The 14398-nt window shown below is 64.6% G+C and carries 13 protein-coding genes and 1 pseudogene; 7 read left to right on the plus strand and 7 right to left on the minus strand.

Translation table 11 applies throughout. The features are described 5' to 3' along the window. The coding region (locus tag Q1W26_RS12495) for a hypothetical protein (protein WP_300440536.1) at positions 1 to 181 on the plus strand (181 nt) is incomplete at its 5' end. Positions 182 to 262: 81 nt separating this feature from the next. Here the strand turns inward: Q1W26_RS12495 and Q1W26_RS12500 are convergent. From Q1W26_RS12500 to Q1W26_RS12510, 3 genes are all read right to left on the minus strand, one after another. Then, positions 263 to 1405, minus strand: a complete 1143-nt coding sequence (locus Q1W26_RS12500) for a glycerophosphodiester phosphodiesterase (protein WP_300440539.1) — start codon at positions 1403 to 1405, stop codon at positions 263 to 265. A 133-nt stretch (positions 1406 to 1538) separates the two neighbouring features. Beyond that, positions 1539 to 4922 carry a DEAD/DEAH box helicase gene (locus tag Q1W26_RS12505; RefSeq protein ID WP_300440541.1) on the minus strand — a complete coding sequence of 1128 codons (3384 nt, stop codon included), beginning with the start codon at positions 4920 to 4922 and terminating at the stop codon, positions 1539 to 1541. Positions 4923 to 4996: 74 nt separating this feature from the next. After that, positions 4997 to 5809, minus strand: coding sequence for an NAD-dependent deacylase (locus Q1W26_RS12510; RefSeq protein ID WP_300440542.1), 813 nt, complete (start codon positions 5807 to 5809; stop codon positions 4997 to 4999). Positions 5810 to 5959: 150 nt separating this feature from the next. Between Q1W26_RS12510 and Q1W26_RS12515 the strand changes: the two genes are divergently transcribed. The 3 genes from Q1W26_RS12515 to Q1W26_RS12525 all read left to right on the plus strand — a co-directional run bounded on the left by Q1W26_RS12515 (position 5960) and on the right by Q1W26_RS12525 (position 8981). Continuing rightward, the gene (locus Q1W26_RS12515; protein WP_300440545.1) at positions 5960 to 6778 is read left to right on the plus strand and encodes a class II glutamine amidotransferase; all 819 of its coding nucleotides are present in this window, start codon (positions 5960 to 5962) and stop codon (positions 6776 to 6778) included. Between the two features lie 131 nt (positions 6779 to 6909). After that, positions 6910 to 7353, plus strand: a complete 444-nt coding sequence (locus tag Q1W26_RS12520) for an HIT family protein (RefSeq protein ID WP_300440547.1) — start codon at positions 6910 to 6912, stop codon at positions 7351 to 7353. Between the two features lie 17 nt (positions 7354 to 7370). Continuing rightward, positions 7371 to 8981, plus strand: a complete 1611-nt coding sequence (locus Q1W26_RS12525) for a hypothetical protein (protein WP_300440549.1) — start codon at positions 7371 to 7373, stop codon at positions 8979 to 8981. Between the two features lie 74 nt (positions 8982 to 9055). On the opposite strand, the gene phoR is transcribed toward Q1W26_RS12525, so the two are convergent. Together phoR and phoB are read right to left on the minus strand one after the other, a co-directional pair. After that, the gene (phoR, locus tag Q1W26_RS12530; protein WP_300440551.1) at positions 9056 to 10402 is read right to left on the minus strand and encodes a phosphate regulon sensor histidine kinase PhoR; all 1347 of its coding nucleotides are present in this window, start codon (positions 10400 to 10402) and stop codon (positions 9056 to 9058) included. Positions 10403 to 10405: 3 nt separating this feature from the next. Further along, positions 10406 to 11116 (minus strand): phosphate regulon transcriptional regulator PhoB, encoded by a 711-nt coding sequence (phoB, locus tag Q1W26_RS12535; protein ID WP_300440553.1) that lies wholly within the window; start codon positions 11114 to 11116, stop codon positions 10406 to 10408. A gap of 166 nt (positions 11117 to 11282) precedes the next feature. Between phoB and Q1W26_RS12540 the strand changes: the two genes are divergently transcribed. From Q1W26_RS12540 to Q1W26_RS12550, 3 genes are all read left to right on the plus strand, one after another. After that, positions 11283 to 11708, plus strand: a complete 426-nt coding sequence (locus Q1W26_RS12540) for a DUF971 domain-containing protein (RefSeq protein WP_300440556.1) — start codon at positions 11283 to 11285, stop codon at positions 11706 to 11708. 52 nt (positions 11709 to 11760) lie between these two features. Further along, positions 11761 to 12498 carry a bifunctional demethylmenaquinone methyltransferase/2-methoxy-6-polyprenyl-1,4-benzoquinol methylase UbiE gene (gene ubiE, locus Q1W26_RS12545; RefSeq protein WP_300440559.1) on the plus strand — a complete coding sequence of 246 codons (738 nt, stop codon included), beginning with the start codon at positions 11761 to 11763 and terminating at the stop codon, positions 12496 to 12498. Positions 12499 to 12563: 65 nt separating this feature from the next. Further along, on the plus strand, positions 12564 to 13136 hold the full coding sequence (locus Q1W26_RS12550; RefSeq protein ID WP_300440561.1) for a hypothetical protein: 573 nt from the start codon (positions 12564 to 12566) through the stop codon (positions 13134 to 13136). Positions 13137 to 13636: 500 nt separating this feature from the next. Here the strand turns inward: Q1W26_RS12550 and Q1W26_RS12555 are convergent, their stop codons facing one another. Beyond that, on the minus strand, positions 13637 to 14062 hold the full coding sequence (locus tag Q1W26_RS12555) for a F0F1 ATP synthase subunit epsilon (RefSeq protein WP_300440564.1): 426 nt from the start codon (positions 14060 to 14062) through the stop codon (positions 13637 to 13639). 63 nt (positions 14063 to 14125) lie between these two features. Beyond that, positions 14126 to 14398: pseudogene (locus Q1W26_RS12560) on the minus strand (F0F1 ATP synthase subunit beta); the annotation flags it as partial.

Raw genomic sequence — 14398 nt, forward strand, 5'->3', positions numbered from 1 at the left:
AGGCTTGGTCGTGCCATTGACGCGCATGGCGCAGCTTGAGCCGGACAAGGCCCACGCCTACCTGGGCCGGGCCTTGCAGATTTTGCGCACGCTGAAATCCGCTGGGCGGCAGCTTGAGAAGCTTGACGAGTGGATTGCCATTTTGGAGCGGAGCCTGGAACACCTCGGCCCGGCAAACTAAGTGGCCGGCGCCGGGTTTGATCACAGCCCGGCGCAGTCGTAGATACTGTTAGCCCGCAGGGCGTAACAGTATCTACATGGCTTACTTCTTCAGCCCATTCACCGCCGCGCGGCCGACGGCCGGATCGTCGGTGAAGAAGCCATCCACCCCGGCCTTCAGGAAGGTCTGGATTTCGGTGATGCTGTTGCCGCGCATGGTGGGGTCGGTGGTGGGCGCGGCCTTGAGGCTGGCCGGAAGGAAGTTGTTTTCCGGGCGCAGGGTCCAGATGTGCAGCGCCAGGCCCAGCGCGTGGGCGTTGGTGACGAGGGCGGTGGGCGTACCGAGGGCGCCGTTCACCACCGGGATCACCAGATCCTTGTAGGCGCCGACCACGTTGGCGTAGGTGGCGATTTCCTTGAGGCCGTCCGGGGTCACCAGATCGGCGTAAGTGCGGGTGTTGGCGGCGCCCTGCAGCACGAAATCGTAGGGGCGACCGCTGCTGGACACCAGCTGGGCCAGGCGCACCGTGCTCTGCTGGCGGATTTCCTTCAGGTTGGAAACCTCGAAAGACTGTACGAACACCGGCGCGCTCTTGCTGTTCCAGCCGTTCTTTTCCAGGGTGGCGAGCAGCGGCGCTTCAAGCGGCAGGCCGATGGACTTGAAGTAGCTGGGGTGCTTGGTTTCCGGCTCGATGCCGATGGTGCGGCCGGTGGCCTTGGTCTGGGCCTTGGCCAGGTCGATGACTTCCTGCAGCGTCGGGATCTGGAACTGGTCGTTGTACTGCACGTTGCCCGGGCGGATCGCCGGAATGCGCTCGCGGGCGCGCAGGGTCTTGAGTTCAAGCAGCGTGAAATCTTCGGCGAACCAGCCGGTGATGGTGGTGCCGTCGATGACCTTGGTGGTCTTGCGGCTGGCAAATTCCGGCAGCTCGGCGACGTTGGTGGTGGCTTCCTTCACCGAACCGTCGGCATTGAGAATGCACAGGGCGTTCTCATGGCGGTCCACCAGCACGCCGTCCTTGGTGATGACGAGGTCGGGCTCGATGATGTCGGCACCGTCGTCGATGGCCTTCTGGTAGGCGGCCAGGGTGTGTTCCGGACGCAGGGCGGACGCACCGCGGTGGGCAATCACGGTCGGGGTGGGGGGCCAGGCCTCGGCGTTGTTGTCGCTGCCGCCGCAGGCGGAAAGGACCAAGGAGCCGCCAACGACGGCGAGGGTGGAGGCGATCAGGCTTTTCTGCAGCATCTCTTCGATCCCGAAAGGGTAAAGGCACCAATCTGGTCGAGCGCCATGACAGGGAAATGACGCGCAGAAGAAGGGATTGCTTCAGGCTTTCCCGGCCCGACACGGGATTGCGAGGATGTCGGGTTACGTTGCGCTAACCCGACATCCCCTTCGTCCGGCTGCTTTTTTTGGGCCCGCTGTCTTTCGCCTCCGGCAGCGGCGCAAGCAGGGCGCGGATGTCGTCTTCGCCGAATTTCACCGTGCCTTCGTGGTCTTCGGCGAGGATGCCGGCGGCAAGCGCGGCTTTTCTTTCCTGCAGGGCGAGGATTTTTTCTTCGATGGAGCCGGCCACCACCAGCTTGTAGACGAACACCGCCTTGGTCTGGCCGAGGCGGTGGGCGCGGTCGGTGGCCTGGTTTTCGACAGCCGGGTTCCACCACGGATCGAAGTGGATCACGGTGTCGGCGGCGGTGAGGTTGAGGCCGACGCCGCCGGCTTTCAGGCTGATCAGGAAGACCGGCGTGGGGCCGTCCTGAAAGGCGCGCACCGGGACTTCGCGGTCGACGGTGTCGCCGGTAAGAGCGACGTAGGCGATTTTGCGGGCATCGAGTTCGGCGGCGATCAGCGCCAGCATGCCGGTGAATTGCGAGAACAGCAGCAGCTTGCGGCCTTCGGCCACCAGTTCGGGCAGCATGTCCATCAGCAGGTCGAGCTTGGCGCGCTCCTTCACCTTGGCGGCGGCGTCGCTCTTGAGCAGCCGCGGGTCGCAGCACACCTGGCGCAGCTTGAGCAGCGCGTCGAGGATGACGATCTGGCTGCGCGCGAAACCGCGGGCGGCAATTTCGTCGCGGATACGTTTGTCCATGGTGCTGCGCACGGTTTCGTAGAGATCGCGCTGGCGGCCTTCGAGTTCGACGCTGCGCACGACGATGGTCTTGGGCGGCAGTTCCTTCGCCACCTCATCCTTGCGCCGGCGCAGGATGAACGGCGCGATGCGGCGGGCCAGGATGTCGCGGCGCACCAGGTCGCCGCGCTTTTCGATGGGGTTGCGCCAGCGGGCGGCAAAATCCTTGCTGTCGCCGAGAAAGCCCGGCAGCAGGAAATCGAACTGGCTCCACAGCTCGCCCAGGTGGTTTTCGAGCGGCGTGCCGGTAATGCACAGGCGGTGCTCGGCCGTGAGCGTGCGGATGACCTGGGCGGCCTGGCTGGCGGCGTTCTTCACCGTTTGCGCTTCGTCGAGAATCAACAAATGGTAGGTGTGGGCGGCCAGCTGCTCGCGGTCGCGCCACAACAGCGGATACGTGGTGAGGCAGACGTCGTGGTCGGGAATCTTCGCAAACGCATCGGCCCGCCCGGTGCCGCGCAGGCTGAGCACTTTGAGATCCGGCGCAAAGCGTTCGGCCTCGCGCTGCCAGTTGAAGACGAGCGAAGTCGGCAGCACGATGAGCGCGGGCCTGGCGAGGTGGCCGGCGTGTTTTTCGGTGAGCAGATGAGCCAGGGTCTGGGCGGTTTTGCCAAGGCCCATGTCGTCGGCCAGGATGCCGCCGAGGCCGTGCTCGCGCAGGTGTTGCAGCCAGGCCAGGCCTTCGAGCTGATAGGGGCGCAGCTCGAGTGCAAAGCCGGCGGGCGCGGCGACGGGGGCGATCTTTTCGGCGCTGCGGATGCGCTCGATCCAGTCGTCGAGGCGGCCGCGACCTTCGCCTTGCCAGTTGTCGCCAAGGGCCTCGGCCAGGCGCGGGGCGTCGAAGCGCGACACCTTGAGCGTGGCCGACGGGCTGTCGAACAGATCGACCAGCGTGCGGGCGATGGGCTTGATGCGCTCCACGGGCAGCGCGACGCGTTCGCCGTCTTCAAGCTGGATGATGACGCGGGCGTCGTCGCGGATGGCGTCGAGCTGCTTGCGGTCGAGCCAGCGCGGATCCCGGCGGAAAACGGCGTGGAGCATGGGCGCAAGATCGAGCCGGCGGCCATCCACCTCGACGCCCAGCGACACTTCGAACCAGCCGGTGCCGGCACCTTCGTCGTCGTCGGCATCGAGGATGTCCACGTGCCAGTCGGTGGGCTCCAGCAGTCGGTGGCGAAAATCCTTCGGGCAGTCGATCTGCCAGCCGGCGGCGCGCAGGGCCGGGGCAATCAGACTGAAGAAGTGCGTCCAGCCCGCTTCGCTCTCCAGCCCGAAAATGCCCTCCGGACGCGGGCCGGCAGTGACCAGCCAGGCCGGCTTTACAGGCTGGAAACCCGCGGCCAGGAGCGCCTTCCAAGCGGTGGCCTCGCGTTTCGGGTCACGCAGCACGCGCACCGCGCGGCCGTCGGGAAGGCTGGCCACGTCGTGGGTCGAGCCGGGCTCGAAACGCGCGTCGCCGTATGCGAAGGCGGGAATCGCCACGTCGTATTCCTGGCCGGCGAAATCCACCGGATAGCCGCGATGCTTGCGCCAGCTCCAGCAGTGCAGGGTTTGCAGGTTGAGGAGCGGCCGGCAAGGGGCGTCGATGGGTGTCAGCTCGGCGACGCCAGCGCCTTGCGGCGAGGGCAGTTCCGGCGCCACCTGGGCCAGCGCACTGGCCACCAGCGGCAATTCGACGGGCGACAGCGGCGGCAGCGCCAGCACTTCGGCGATCGCCGCGCCGCCTTCGATCGTCACCCGCCCGGCCTCGCAGGCGCTGGCGTCGATGTACATCGGCGGTTCGGTGCGGATCACCAGCTGGGACGGCGGCTCGACCACCAGCCGGGCCTTGAGGCCGTTCTCGCCGGGCACCCATTCGAGCCGGCCTGGGCGGGCCGGGCCGGCGGCCAGGGGAGAAACATTGCCGCTGTCGTCGAGCGCCACGCAGGTTCGCCCGGTGGCGAGCGCGGCTTCGAGCAGGGCGCGCCCTTCGGCACCGCGCAGCACCGGCCGGCCGTAGCCACCGCCACGCCGGCTCATTTCACGCAGCTGGCGAAAAACCTGCATGTCCTCGTCAAGCACGAAGGAGGGCGGCTTGAGCAGCGCCTGCTCGTAGTTGTACCAGTCGCCAATGGCGCCGGCCGGCTCGCCCGATGGACCAAGGCGGGCCTTGAGCAGGCTGAACTCCACGTCCTCGCCGCTCTGCCAGGCGCTGCAGAGGTAGAAGATGCCCTCTTTTCTGGCCGCCGGCTTGCGCTTGGCGTTGGCCTTGTCGATGCGCTCGCCCAGGGTTTTGGCCCAGGCCAGAATCTCCGCCCGCGGACGGTCCATCAGCGTGCCGGGGCGGCGGGCGGCGAGGATCAGCGCGGCGGCATGCTTGCAGCGGTGGCCCACCGGGCAGGTGCAGCGGGTGGAAAGTTCGATGCTGCTCTTGCCGAAGAACTCGCGCCGCTCGATGCGCACCGTAACCCGGTAGGGCACCGTGTCGGTACCCTGCACGAGGCCCTGGATCTGGTTGCCGGCCGTCTCGATGTTGCGCACCCGCCCCACGTAGGCGCGCGCCCGGGTGAGCGCACTGGCGGAAAACAGCTCACCGAGCAGGGTGTCATCGATCTGGGCGAGAAGGCGGGCAAGGTCCACGGCAAGCGGGGGCAAGACGAAAGGCGCGATTCTAGGCGTAGCCGGGCTGAAATGGGTGGCTCTGGCAGCCGTGAAGGATGTGCATCCGCTCAGCCGCGGGCGTCGCGGCCGCTGTCCAGCGAATAACCGCCGGCGTCGAGCAGCGCCGGCAAAACTTCAGCCGCGCGCAGACGGAAGCGGAACATCACGCTGTCGCTGAGCGGCGTACCGCCGGGGTTGATCTCGATGGTCGGAATGCCATGCTCGATCGCCCACAGCATCGGCCCGGCGATATACGGAAAGGAGCTGCCGGTACCGACCGACACGATCATGTCCGGACCGGCGGCCAGCACCTGCTCGAAGCGATGCACCGCCTGGTCGGGCAGGCTCTCGCCAAACAGCACCACGTCGGGCCGCAACATGCCGCCGCAATGGGGGCAATCCGGCGGAATCGACAGGCCGGCATAGTTGTTCACATGCCGCGAACGGCCGCAATCCACACAGCGCAGGCGGCGCAGCGTGCCGTGCATCTCGATGACGTCACGCGAACCGGCATCCAGGTGAAAGCCATCCACATTCTGGGTGAGCACCGTCACCGTGCCGTGCATGGCCTCGAGCCGCGCAATGGCGTAATGGCCGGCGTTGGGATGGGCACCGCGACAGCTCGACTCGATCTGCGACAGGTAGCGCCAGGTGATGTCCGGCCGCAGCTGGAACATCGCGCCGGACATGGCCTCTTCGATCGGCAAGCCGATATCGGTCAGCCCGCCCTCATACAATCCCCCCACGCCGCGATACGTCGGCAGACCGGAATCGGCAGACAGCCCGGCGCCGGTGATGAACAGGATGCGCCTTGCGGTCGACAGCAGGCGACCCGCGGACTCGATCTGGCCGGCGTAGTCGGCTAAGGTGATGTTTGTCATGGTGTATCAGCGAAGATATAAGTGTGGGGAGACGGGCGAGGCGCGTTTCGGTGCCCCGCACCGGCATACTCGCCCCATTTATCCTTCTCACCACGCCTCATTCTGACCGAGCACGCGGTCAAGGGCCACCGCAAAACAAAGATCACGATCATGTGCCAGTTACTTGGAATGAATTGCAACACCCCGACCGACATCTGCTTCTCGTTCGCCGGCTTCCAGGCCCGTGGCGGCCTCACCGACGTGCACGGCGACGGCTGGGGCATCGCCTTCTTCGAGGGCCGCGGCGTGCGCGTCTTCCTCGACCCGAAGGCCAGCAGCGCCTCGCCGGTGGCCGAGCTGGTGCGCCATTACCCGATCCATTCGCTCAACGTCATCGCCCACATCCGCAAGGCCACCCAGGGCATCATCACCCTTGAAAACACCCACCCTTTCCAGCGCGAACTCTGGGGGCGCTACTGGGTGTTTGCCCACAATGGCAACCTCAAGGGTTTCCAGCCCGCACTGCATGGCGAGTTCCGGCCGGTCGGCCAGACGGATTCCGAACTGGCCTTCTGCTACCTGATGGAAAGCCTGCGGCGCCGCTTTCCCGACGGCGAGCCGTCCCGCGACACGCTGTTTGCAGCGATCCGGCAGATTGCCGCTGAAATCGGCAGCTTTGGTGAATTCAACTTCCTGCTCTCCAACGGCGCCTGCCTGTTCGCCCACTGCGCCTCGCGGCTCACTTACATCGTCCGCCAGGCACCCTTTGCCAGCGCCCACCTCAAGGATCAGGACATCACCGTGGATTTCACCGAACTGACCACCCCGGGTGACCGGGTGGCCGTGGTCGCCACCACGCCCCTGACCGACAACGAAACCTGGACGCCGATCACCCCCGGAACCCTGATGCTCTTCGTCGACGGCGCCCCCGTAAACGCCGGACCGGCCGGCACATTTGCCTTCGCCGACAGCACGCCGACACAGGCCTGAGCAATTAATGTCAAAATTGCCAAGTAGTTCATTTTTTATGAATTGCGTAACAGCCGATTGACAATGAAAATTTGCGATCCATCCGGGCTAGAATCGCCGGATATCTCGTAACACTCCGGCTCAAAACCGTCATGCCGACAAGCGCTCCAAAAGACTGCCCCCTGTGCTTCCCCGAACGGGAAAACGTGCTCTGGCACGACGCCAGCTGCCGAGTGATCCGTATCGACGATCCGGACTACCCCGGCTATTGCCGTCTGATCTGGAACGAACACGTCGCTGAAATGAGCGACCTCTCGCCCGCCGAACAGCGCCACTGCTTCAACATCCTGATGGCCGTCGAGGTTGCGTTGCGGGAATGCTTCAGCCCCGACAAGATCAACCTCGCCAGCTTCGGCAACGTCGTTCCCCACCTGCACTGGCACCTCATCCCGCGCTATCTCGACGACCGCCACTTTCCCCAGCCCGTCTGGGGTGCGGCCCAGCGCAAGGGCGGCAGCTCGCCGGCCCCGCGGGTCGATGATGCACGCCTTGCCCTGGCCGTACGCAACGCCATCGCCGAGCATATTGCCGGCTGAATCCGGAGATCCCATCCATGGCGGACAGCGCCCAGACCTACACCGACCTGCGCAGCGTGGAGCAGTACCGCAAGCTCCTGCGCAACCTGCACACCCTCAATGCCGCCGAAAGCCACGTCACCTTGGTGCGCATGCTGGAGGGCCTGCTGGCCAGCCCGCTCGGGCCGGAAGAGCAACTGGAAGTGCTCGAATCGGCACGCCAGACGATCACTTTCGTCCAGCACGAAATGTCATCCCGCTACGCCGCCCACCCGCTACCGCCAGATAGCCAGGAAGACGCCACGCTGCGCCAGGTCGTACGCCTCTGGACAGCCCTCAGCACCGCCTACGCGCGCCTCGCCGAGAGCGGCAGCGGCACCGACGAGTTCCGCGCCCAGTGGCCGCTGCTGGCCCAGCGCCGCATCCAGTATCTCGGCCAGGTCATCATCGAATATTTCCGCGCCCACCGCGCCGAACCGCCGGGCGCCTGGAAAGCCGTGCATGCGGCCTTCCTCGAGGCCGAACGCGCCGGCATCACCCATAGCCGGGTCATCGACCCGCTCAACAACACCTGGAAAGCCCAGAGCCCCGACGAAGCCTACATCGCGCTGCTGCTGGTCGATCTCACCAACCCCTACGGCCGCAACCAGCGCGAACTCAACTGGATCTGCCGCTGGGCCCAGCGCTTCGCCCCCTACTGCATCATGCAGAGCACCTGGGAAAAGGACGACGCCCGCGCCTACGGGCTCGACCTCAGCGAAGACCACGGCCTGCGCCCCATCGCGCTGATCGGCGCGCGTCCCGGCATGCGCCGCTTCGACGGCCACCGCCTGGCGGCCCAGATCAAGGCCATGCTGGCCGAGTTCAAGCAGGGCACCACGCCAGCCTCGCTCGGCCTTGGCGATGATTGCTCGCAGCCCGCCTGCGCGCGCCTCCTCGTCTCGCTGTATCGCCCGTGGGGCATGTCGGCTGCCGGCCGGCGCTTTCCCCGACGCAGCAAAAAGGGCAGTAACAAGATCTGCACCGACTGGGACGCCATCGGCCTGCTGGTGTCGGGCAAGGATTTCACCCCGCCCAACCGGCGCCAGACCATAGGCAGCCGCTACGACATCAACGTGATCACCTTCGGCGCCCGCGTGGACGACGAGGTTCCCGACATCACCAACCCGGAAGCCGAAGCCATGCGGCGCGGTTTTGCGATCGATGACTGGATCACCGTCGACCATTCTGTCTCCGGCTTCCGCCTCCAGCGCAGGCACGCGGGCCAGCGCATCGAACACCACCAGATGGTCGGCATCAAGCCTGGCGACGGCAACCAGTACCTGCTTGGCCAGGTCAGCTGGCTGATGTACGAACCGGACGGCACGCTGATGGCCGGCATCCACCTGCTGGCGGGGTTGCCCACTGCGGTGGCGGTGCGCACCACCGGCGTGAACATCAACCCCCACGAGCCCTACGCCCAGGGTTTTCTGCTGCCGGAAATCGCCGCGATGCGGGCTCCGGCAACCATCGTGCTGCCGGGTGGCTGGTTCCATGCCGACCGGGTCATCGAAATGCACAACGGCGAAGCCCACAAGATCCGGGTGACCGCCCTGGTCGCCCGCGGCACCAACTTCGATCAGGCCACCTACGAGTTCATCGCAGGCTGAGCGCTGACGGATTACCAAGAACAACGGGGCCGATACAGCCCCGTTGTTTTTTTATCTGCCGGTTATCGCGCGCCTCAATCCACCAGCCGCCTCACCGGAAAGGATGCCGTGAAGCGGCTGCCACGGCCCGGCTCGCTGTCGATCAGCAGCTCGCCCTGGTGGCGGCTCAGCACATGCTTGACGATGGCCAGCCCCAGCCCGGTGCCACCGGTTTCCCGCGAGCGCCCACGGTCGACCCGGTAGAAACGTTCCGTCAGACGGGCAATGTGCTCCGGCGCAATCCCGATGCCGTCGTCTTCCACCGTGTATTCCACCACCGCGCCCCGCTGATGCCAGCCGACGCGGATGTGGCCCCCGGCCGGCGTGTAGCGCACCGCGTTGATCGCCAAGTTGGCAAACGCGCTGTAAAGCTCCTTGGCATTGCCAAGGAGGCGCGCACGGGTTCCACAATCCAGCTCGATCTTGTGGCGGCCCGAGGAAACCAGCTCGGCCTCCTGGCACACCTCTTCAAGCAGCAAGGCCACATCGACCGGCTCTTCGTGGAGGATGGGCTCGCCCGTTTCGAGCGCCGACAGCGTCAGCAGATCCTGGATGAGGCGCTGCATGCGGCCGGCCTGCTCGAAGGCCAGGTTGAGGTAGTGGCGGATATCCTCCTTGTCCAGGTCGTCCAGCCCGTCGATCACGGTCTCGAGAAAACCCGTCACCACCGTCAATGGCGTGCGCATCTCGTGGGACACATTGGCGACGAAATCCCGCCGCATGGCATCCACGCGCTCGACCTGCGTGATGTCTTCCGACATCAGCAGACGCATGTTCTCGCTGAAGGGCACCACATGCACCATCAGCGTGCGGCTGATCGGACGGCCTGCGGTGAAGGTCAGCGGCTCCTCGTAGTTGCCTTCTTTCAGGTAACGCACAAAATCCGGCTGACGGACGATATTGGTCACCGGCGCGCCCTGATCGCGGGCGCGATCGAGTCCGAACTGCTGCTCACCCTGCCGATTCACCCACTCGATGGTATGAGTGTTGGACAGGAACATCAGCCCGTGCGGCATTGCCTGGCTGGCCTCGCGGAAACGCTCGAGGGCGGCCGACAGGCGTTCCTGCTTGGTACTTGCGCTGCGCGAGCGAAGATTCACCTCGGCAAAAACGTTGTCCCACAACCCGAAGGCGCGGGGCAGCGGCGCCGCCTCGTCAACCGGAGTACGCAGCCAGCGCACCAGCTTGAAAAGGTTTCCGACGTGATAGACACCGACCAGAAGCAGCAGCGCCGAAAAGGTCAGCAGCGCCGGCACCGCACCGAAGAACACGCCGACAGCCAACGCCACGAGGCCGATGAGTGCCAGCACCGTGAAGACAGCCACGCGGATGTAGCTGATGGGACGGGTTACGGCCATCCCTTCCACAGAGTGTTCAGTCACGAATTATCGCGCCACCGCCGGGCTTTCCTGCTGGGTCGAGAAGCGGTAGCCGCTACCGCGCACCGTCTGTACCAGACCATCGTGGAGGCTAGGTTCCAGCGCGCAGCGCAGGCGGCGGATGTGCACATCGACGGTGCGCTCCTCCACGAAAACGTGGTCGCCCCACACCTGGTCGAGCAACTGGGCGCGGGAATGGACCCGCTCGGGGTGGGTCATCAGGAAGTGCAGCAGGCGGAACTCGGTCGGGCCGAGGGTCACCGGCTTGCCGCCGGCGGTCAGGCGGTGGGTTGCCGGATCGAGGCGCAAATCACCTGCCGACACCGTGTCCTCGGTTGTCTCGGGGGCCCGGCGACGCAGCACCGCCTTGATGCGGGCCACAAGCTCACGCGGTGAAAACGGCTTGGTGATGTAGTCGTCAGCGCCGGACTCGAGGCCCATCACCTTATCCTGCTCCTCGCCGCGGGCAGTCAGCATGATCAGCGGAATGCTGCGGGTCCGCTCCTCGTTGCGCAGGCGACGGGCAAACTCCACGCCCGACATCCCGGGCAACATCCAGTCGAGGAGAATCAGGTCCGGCAGAGCCTCGCGGACGATGCGCTGGGCCGTTTCGGCATCCCCGGCCCGGAGCACATGGTGCCCTGCGCGCATGAGATTGGCGGAAATCAGTTCCTGGATTGCGGGTTCGTCTTCAACGAGCAGGATCGTAGCGGGCATGCAAACCTCGGTGGCATTACAAAACGCAGCCAGTGTATTGCAGCTAGTTTACCTTTTAATGACAGGTCACCGGATTGCAACACGCCGCAGCAAGCCACGCAGCCGGGCAGAGCCGGCGCCTTCTAGTATCATAGCCAGGTTAAGCATTCAGACGACGGAACCCGACATGGCCGGCCTTCGCAAGAACGATCCCATCCCCACCGAGATCAAGTTGCACCAACGTTCGCGCATCATGGAAGTCGCCTTCGACGACGGCCAGCGTTTCGAATTCACCTACGAGTTTTTGCGCGTCCACTCGCCGTCCGCAGAAGTGCGTGGCCACGGAGTCGGCCAGGAAGTCCTTCAGCTCGGCAAGCGCGACGTGGACATCACCCGCGTCGAGCCCGTCGGCAACTACGCGATTCGCCCGGTGTTCTCCGACGGACACGACAGCGGCCTGTACTCCTGGGATTACCTCTACGACATCGGTGAGCGCCAGGAAGATCTCTGGCAAACCTACCTCACCCGCCTCGCCGCCGAAGGTGGCAGCCGCGACTCGGCCGATCTCCCGCCGCCCGCCCCGAAGGCCGGCGGCTGCGGTCACAGCCACTGAACTCCCGTCGGGCCAGGCGCCCGGCCAACCGATAGCGATTCAAATTCCGATCATGAACGACAAGACGACCCATTTCGGCTTCCAGCAAGTGGCCGAATCCGAAAAGGCAGGCAAGGTCCGCAGCGTGTTCTCATCCGTTGCCGGCAGCTACGACGTGATGAATGATCTCATGTCCCTCGGCCTACACCGCCTCTGGAAAGCCTTCACCGTGCAGATCGCCGGCGTCCGCAAGGGCGACAAGGTGCTCGACGTGGCTGGCGGCACCGCCGACCTGTCCCTCGCCTTCGCCAAAAAGGTCGGCCCCACCGGCCAGGTGTGGCTCACCGACATCAACCACGCCATGCTTTCCGTCGGCCGGGATCGCGTGGTGGACAAGGGTTTCCTCCTTCCCGTCGCCCAGTGCGACGCCGAAAAGCTGCCCTTCCCCGACAATCATTTCGATGTCGTCACCGTTGCCTTCGGCCTGCGCAACATGACCCACAAAGATCAGGCCATCACCGAAATGCGCCGCGTCCTCAAACCGGGCGGGCGCCTGCTGGTGCTGGAATTCTCCAAGGTCTGGAAACCCCTCGCCCCGGCCTACGACTTCTACTCCTTCAAACTGCTGCCGATGATGGGCGAAAAAGTCGCCAACGACGCCGAAAGCTACCGCTATCTGGCCGAAAGCATCCGCATGCACCCCGACCAGGAATCGCTCAAGACCATGATGGAAGAGGCCGGCCTCGCCCGCGTCGAGTACTTCAACATGAGCGCCGGCGTCGTCGCCCTGCACCGCGGCTACAAGGTCTGAGCTCCGTTTCCGCACAGATTCACCATGCGGGGGCTGCGGTCCCCGTTTTACATACCGGAGTCGAGATGCTCGCCTCGCCAGCCATTGCCGGCCTCAACCACCTTCTCGCCGACGCACCATGGGCGCGCGAACGCCTGACACCTTTTGCCGGCCGCACGGCGGTATTCCACCTTAGCCCGCTCGAAATCGGCCTGGGTATCGATAACGAAGGCTATTTCACCGAAGCCGTCACCACCGAACCCGACGTTTCCCTCGAAATCCCGCTCGCCTCGATGACCAAGGCGCTGGGCGGAGCCGACGCCTTGATGGCCGACATCCGCATCAGCGGCAACGCCGACTTCGCCGACGCCCTCGGTTTCGTTCTGCGCAAGCTGCACTGGGACGGCGAGGAAGCGCTGTCACGGTTTATCGGTGATATCGCCGCCCATCGCGTCGTGGGCCTCGCGCGCAACGTCGTCGGCTGGCATCGCCAGACCGCACAGAACGTCATCGAGAATCTGGCCGAATACTTCAGCGAAGAGCAGCCGATCATCGTAAAGCGCCCGGCCCTGGACGATTTTTCCCGTTCCACTGCCGACCTGCGCGATGGCCTTGCCCGCCTCGAAAAGCGCCTGCGAAAACTCGAATCGAAAGCTTGAACCACGGCGTCCCGTTCAATCAAGAAAATCGGGGCAACGTAGTCACGCCAAGCCGCACACTCCAACACGCCCCGGGAGGCGGGTCTACATCAGGCAGTTCCAGCCGTTCAGACCATCCGTAGCACAAGAAGTGGCGCCCACGCCTCTACGGCACCCGACTCACTTAGGCATGTTGAGTCGCCAGCCGTTTTCAACGGAATGTCGCGCTGGATCCAAATGGAGACCATGACCGGGCAGAGAATGTCGGGTCAATAAGGGATGCAGGATTGGCAGGCTGGCAGTCATTGCGCGAGATATTCACGGCAGCTTCCGGAGCGTGCCTGCTCGCCCGGTTTCCCTGCACCTTCCATCCAGTGCTCGTTCATCGGCTTTCCGCTCCGATTCACGCCTGACCTGTTTCGCAGTAATCACTGGCGGGACTTTCAACCGCTGCTGGACACTCATGTAAAAAGGGCAGTCCTCTCGGACTGCCCTTTTTACATTACAACGTATCGCTTCGATCAGTGACCGCGTTTCTTCAGCTTGTTGATCGCTGCGATCTGGGCCAACGCCGTAGCCAGCTCGGACTGGGCCTTTGCGTACTCCAAGGCCGAATCCTGATTCTGCAGGGCCTCTTCGGCAATACGCTTGGCGTCCAGCGCCTTTGCCTCATCCAGATCCTTGCCACGGATGGCCGTATCTGCAAGCACCGTGACCAGATTCGGCTGAACTTCCAGCAAACCGCCGGCCACGAAAACCAGTTCCTCTTCAGCCTGATTCTGCACCTTGACGCGCACAGCACCCGGTTTGATACGGGTCATCAGCGGCATGTGGCCGGGCATGATGCCCAACTCACCAGCCTCGCCGGGCAGCACCACGAACTCGGCCAGACCAGAAAAGATCTGTTCTTCCGCACTGACGATATCGACGTGAATGGTCATTGCCATAGCTAGTATCCTCCTCGATCCGGCGGAGCTCCTGAAAGCACCGCCGGGCGATGGTCGCGATGATTAGAGGGTCTTCGCTTTTTCGAAGGCCTCTTCAATCGGGCCGACCATGTAGAAGGCCTGCTCGGGCAGATGGTCACACTCGCCAGCCACGATCATCTTGAAGCCCTTGATCGTTTCCTTCAGGGGGACGTACTTGCCGGGCGAACCGGTAAACACTTCCGCAACGAAGAACGGCTGCGACAGGAAACGCTGGATCTTACGAGCACGGGACACCAGAAGCTTGTCTTCCGGAGCCAGTTCGTCCATACCCAGAATCGCGATGATGTCGCGAAG

The organism is Zoogloea sp., from assembly GCF_030157465.1.
Taxonomy (GTDB): domain Bacteria; phylum Pseudomonadota; class Gammaproteobacteria; order Burkholderiales; family Rhodocyclaceae; genus Zoogloea.

Excerpts from the sequence above, each read along its gene's own strand:
- Q1W26_RS12500 (WP_300440539.1), bottom strand. The coding sequence starts at position 1,405 with ATGCTGCAGAAAAGCCTGATCGCCTCCACCCTCGCCGTCGTTGGCGGC.
- Q1W26_RS12510 (WP_300440542.1), bottom strand. The coding sequence starts at position 5,809 with ATGACAAACATCACCTTAGCCGACTACGCCGGCCAGATCGAGTCCGCG.
- Q1W26_RS12515 (WP_300440545.1), top strand. The coding sequence starts at position 5,960 with ATGTGCCAGTTACTTGGAATGAATTGCAACACCCCGACCGACATCTGC.
- Q1W26_RS12520 (WP_300440547.1), top strand. The coding sequence starts at position 6,910 with ATGCCGACAAGCGCTCCAAAAGACTGCCCCCTGTGCTTCCCCGAACGG.
- Q1W26_RS12525 (WP_300440549.1), top strand. The coding sequence starts at position 7,371 with ATGGCGGACAGCGCCCAGACCTACACCGACCTGCGCAGCGTGGAGCAG.
- phoB (WP_300440553.1), bottom strand. The coding sequence starts at position 11,116 with ATGCCCGCTACGATCCTGCTCGTTGAAGACGAACCCGCAATCCAGGAA.
- Q1W26_RS12540 (WP_300440556.1), top strand. The coding sequence starts at position 11,283 with ATGGCCGGCCTTCGCAAGAACGATCCCATCCCCACCGAGATCAAGTTG.
- ubiE (WP_300440559.1), top strand. The coding sequence starts at position 11,761 with ATGAACGACAAGACGACCCATTTCGGCTTCCAGCAAGTGGCCGAATCC.
- Q1W26_RS12550 (WP_300440561.1), top strand. The coding sequence starts at position 12,564 with ATGCTCGCCTCGCCAGCCATTGCCGGCCTCAACCACCTTCTCGCCGAC.
- Q1W26_RS12555 (WP_300440564.1), bottom strand. The coding sequence starts at position 14,062 with ATGGCAATGACCATTCACGTCGATATCGTCAGTGCGGAAGAACAGATC.